The following is a 4,344-nucleotide window of genomic DNA, read 5'->3' on the forward strand; positions in this document are numbered from 1 at the left end:
TGTGGCTGGCGGTCTTGATTTTGCAGTTGTTTGACATGGAAGCCTGTATTTTCAGACAATGACTTAACAGCGGGTATCTGTTTTGAAGAAAAAAAGAGTAAAAATCTTGAAAAAAATGAAAAAAATATGCTTTCAGGCACTTGACAGGAGAGGGCATCGACTATACCAATCCGGTATTTCGGGACGCAAATGGGCAGAGCCGTATTTTGGCTATCTGGGATCAGACCATTCAGGAGGGCAGCCCTCCGGAGGGATTTTTGTATGGAACCGAATACAAAAGAGAGGATATCAACCGGGCTCTGGCGGCCCAGGACCCTTACAGCGTTGTGCCCAGCAGGGATGAAATCGGACACGGCAGCGCAATGGCCGGAGTGGCGGCAGGCAGCATTCTGGTCAATGGAAGCAGCTCCGCCTATGTGGGCGCCGCCCCCGATGCGGATATTCTGGTGGTAAAGTTAAAGGAAGCCAAGCAGTATCTGCGGGATTTCTATCTGGTGCCTCAGGGAGTGCCTGCTTTTCAGGAGAATGACATTATGCTGGCGGTAAAGTATGCGGACGGCTTTGCCAGATTGTTCCGCCGTCCGGTGGTCATCTGCCTGGGGCTTGGCACCAGCTTTGGAGACCACGCGGGAAACTCCGCCCTTGCCAGGTATCTGCGCTGGGTGGGAGTGAAGAGAAGCCGGGCGGTGGTGGTCTGCGGCGGCAATGAGGGAAATGAGGCTCATCATTACCAAGGCACTCTGGAAAAGAGGACTGCAGCGGCCCCAAGCGGTGTAGATGTGGAGATCAGGGTGGCAGAGGATGTGAAGGGATTTTTTCTGGAGCTGTGGGGAAGCGTGCCGGATGTATTTAATGTGACCGTCCGATCCCCGGGAGGGGAAACGATTCCCGCAGGCCGCCTGGGCATCAGACAGAGCATTACCTATGGCTTTGTGTATGAGAGAACCCGGGTTACGGTGGACAGTGTGCTGGTGGAACCCGCATCCGGCGAGGAGCTGATTCTGTTTCGGGTACAGGACCCAACGCCTGGCATCTGGAATTTCAGGGTGGAGGCTGTGGGAGAGGTGCACAATGGAACCTTTCACATGTGGCTGCCCATTACGGCATTTATGAGTTCCCAGGTATATTTTTTGGAATCCACTCCCTATACTACCCTTACGGAACCGTCCATGGCTGCGGACATTATCAGCGTTTCCGCCTACAATGCCACCAATAACAGCTTTTATGCGGAGTCGGGAAGAGGCTTTAGCAGGCTGGGAGATATCCGTCCTGATTTTGCCGCTCCCGGGGTGAATATTTCCACCATTTACGGAAAGCAGACCGGCAGCAGCTTTGCAGCAGCCATCACCGCAGGCGCAGTGGCCCAGTTTATGCAGTGGGCCATTGTGGAGGGCAACAACGAGCTGGTGGAAAGCCGGGAGATCAAAAATTACCTGATCAGGGGGGCTTCCCGCAGCAGTGATTTAAGCTACCCCAACAGGGAGTGGGGGGATAATGGCATTATAGTGTCAAGTCAATGGATACTGCTTTTTGTCATTTTCTGCAATAGCAGGACGATTTCTGCAATCGGGCGGCTGTCCGATAAAGTTTTGCTTTGGAGTGCCGAAGTATATAAAAGAAGGCAGCATCTATAGGGAACAGCCCAAGGCGTAGAAATTATGCTGCTTTTGCGAGGGGTAAATATATGCTTAGAATTGCCGTCTGTGATGACGAAGGTCATTTTAGAAAACAGATTCGGAAAATCTTGTCAGATTATATGGACCCAAAAGGGATTTTGTATGATATTGATGAATTTGAATCGGGGAAGGATTTTGTAAGCCTGGGAGTAGAGATTGCCAGGTACAAAATTGTTTTTTTGGACATCTATATGGATCAAATGAATGGCATGACAGCAGCGCGGAGAATACGGGAAATCAGCAATGATATTTATATCGTTTTTGTGACGGCATTGATCGATTATATGTCTGAGGGATATAAGGTAGACGCTGTAAGATATATTCTAAAGAATAATGCAGATCTACCGGAAGCTGTATTTGAATGTATGGATGCGGTTATTGCAAAAATGAATTATGTGGTGAAAAGGAAAACCTTCCACTTTAATGAAGGAACGAAAAATATGTCACTGGAACGTCTGATATACATAGCGAGCCGGCTGCACAAACTGGAATTTTATATCATGGAGGATAGAATCAACAAATACACCTTGTACAGCACATTAAACGATATGGAAGAAGAGCTGAAAGGAAATGATTTTTTGCGGATACATCAGAGCTATCTGGTGAATATGAAGCATATAGAAAAGGTCAGCCGATATGCGGTCTGGCTGAACAATGGAATGAAGCTGGAAATACCCAAGGCCAGGTATAAATATGTGGAAGAGACATATGTGGCATATAAAGGAGAAATTTAGATGGTGGATTATCTTCTGGGAGTGATGCTGACCGCACTGGAAATGCTGTGCTGCAGAATTTTTTTTGAATCCTTCCATAAAAGAAGATCGGAAAACAGGTGGAGGAATTATGGAATTATTTTGGGCCTGATCCTGATGGTGTATTTTACAGCCATAATGTTCTATAACCAGTTTTTGCTGAAGCAAATATTGATTATTTTAATAATGGCCACAGCTATGTTTATATACGTAAGGATTCACTTTGCAAAGTCGTTGATTTTGGTCCTGCTGTTCCAGGGCTTATTGCTTTCTATAGATTATTTCGCCCTCTGGGCAAGCGTTTCTCTCTTTGACAGCATAGCGAGAATGGATGAACAGCAGCCTGTGGGAGGATATTTGGCGGCAATATTGGCCAAGGTCCTTCTGTTCATGGTGATTTTAGTGATCCGGAAAAAATTCGGGAAAAAATCTTCGGAGGTTTTGACGGATACAGAGTGGCTCCAGTTTATTTTTTTCCCGGTCTTTACGATTTTTACGATTGTGGGCATGATAGTCACCTCCGGCGGCATTCGGGAACAGAGCCAGGAAAATGTGTTTCTGGCAGTGGCATTCTGTCTGGCAGGCATGAATATCGCAGTGTTTTATTGGCTGGACAATGTTTTAAAGCAAGAGGCAAAGCTGCGGGAAAGCAGACTCTTTGAAATCAGGGTGAAAAACCAGACAGAAATGTATCGTTCCATTTCTGAGAGCTTTGAAAAACAGAGGAGAATGCTGCATGAATATAAGAATCAAATCATGTGCATGGAGTCTTTATTAGCCACAAAGAATTACGAGGAGCTGGAGAGCTATGTGACAAAGGTAAATGGGAAGCTTGGCACAGAAATGGGGTACATTAAAACCAATAATGTTATTGTAGATGCGGTTTTAAACTGCAAATATCAGGAAATGTTAAATAAAAAAATTTTATTGGTCATGAAAATCAACGACCTGTCAGAGCTGAATATCAGTGATGAGGATATTGTTGTTATTTTATCCAACCTGCTGAACAATGCCATTGAGGCCTGTGAAAAATGTTCTGATAAAAAAGTGATTAAAATGAAGCTCATGAAAGAAAACCACAGCCTGATCATTTCTGTAAAGAACACCTATAACGGCCTGCTTGTGATAAAAGACGGAGAAATACAGACTTCAAAAAAGCAGGAAATGGATGAGCACGGCATCGGCATAAAGAACATCCTTGATGTGATAGCAAAGTACGAGGGCTCCTATGTCATTCAAAATGATGAGAAGGAATTTTATTTTTCTATGATCATGCCATGCAAGAGCAAAGGAGTTAACATAACCTGTTAATCGTTTAAAATGGAGGCGGATATGAGCATTCACATAAGTAACCAGCAAGGTGTGTATAGAAAAATGGAAACAGCCAGGCGATGGGATAATGAATATTTCAAAGTAATGTTAAGCGAGAAAGGAAATTCCTCAAAGAATTCCGCTTTTGAAAAGGTGCAGAGAGGAATTTCAGTGTATGATACATATTCACGCATGAAAAATCCAGCGTCAAAATTCAGTGTAAATAATCTTATGGCAGATGCAGGACAATTTGCCCAAAGGACGGCTGCTGATAGGTATTTCATTGAAAGCTCTGATGAAATAGCGGGATATTGGCAGATATATGACAAGACTCTTAATCAGTCATTTGTTTTTAATCCCAATACAACGACCATACAAACAGATCATAACACAGGTAAAAATTATATTGTGTCCCAAGGTCCGTTTGGAGGACTGATGGATGTCATGTCTGCAGATAATGAGCTTATAGGGACACTAAAACAGTTTTTAGGTGTAGATAATATAACAACCGTATCCCTGAATGATAATTACATCATTGAGGTTAATGAGTTTACAGGAATTGAGAGCCTAAAGGTCAAAGGAAATGAAGGCGGTGGCTCTTGGGT

Annotated in this window: 4 protein-coding genes; all 4 read left to right on the plus strand. The window is 44.2% G+C overall.

Features of this window, described 5'->3' with window-relative positions:
• The first annotated feature begins 140 nt into the window (after positions 1–140).
• Positions 141–1,634, plus strand: coding sequence for a S8 family peptidase (locus AC1WIP_RS12140; protein WP_481142072.1), 1,494 nt, complete (start codon positions 141–143; stop codon positions 1,632–1,634).
• Between the two features lie 50 nt (positions 1,635–1,684).
• Positions 1,685–2,410 (plus strand): LytR/AlgR family response regulator transcription factor, encoded by a 726-nt coding sequence (locus tag AC1WIP_RS12145; RefSeq protein WP_481142073.1) that lies wholly within the window; start codon positions 1,685–1,687, stop codon positions 2,408–2,410.
• A complete protein-coding gene (locus AC1WIP_RS12150) occupies positions 2,411–3,739 on the plus strand; it encodes a sensor histidine kinase (RefSeq protein ID WP_481142074.1) in 1,329 nt (442 codons plus the stop codon). It begins immediately after the preceding gene.
• 21 nt (positions 3,740–3,760) lie between these two features.
• On the plus strand, positions 3,761–4,344 hold a 584-nt coding region (locus AC1WIP_RS12155), incomplete at its 3' end, for a hypothetical protein (protein WP_481142075.1).

This window comes from Acetatifactor sp., assembly GCF_982438285.1.

What these genes read in the sequence shown, in the direction of transcription:
- AC1WIP_RS12145 (WP_481142073.1), top strand. Translation starts at nt 1,685, where the DNA reads ATGCTTAGAATTGCCGTCTGTGATGACGAAGGTCATTTTAGAAAACAG.
- AC1WIP_RS12150 (WP_481142074.1), top strand. Translation starts at nt 2,411, where the DNA reads ATGGTGGATTATCTTCTGGGAGTGATGCTGACCGCACTGGAAATGCTG.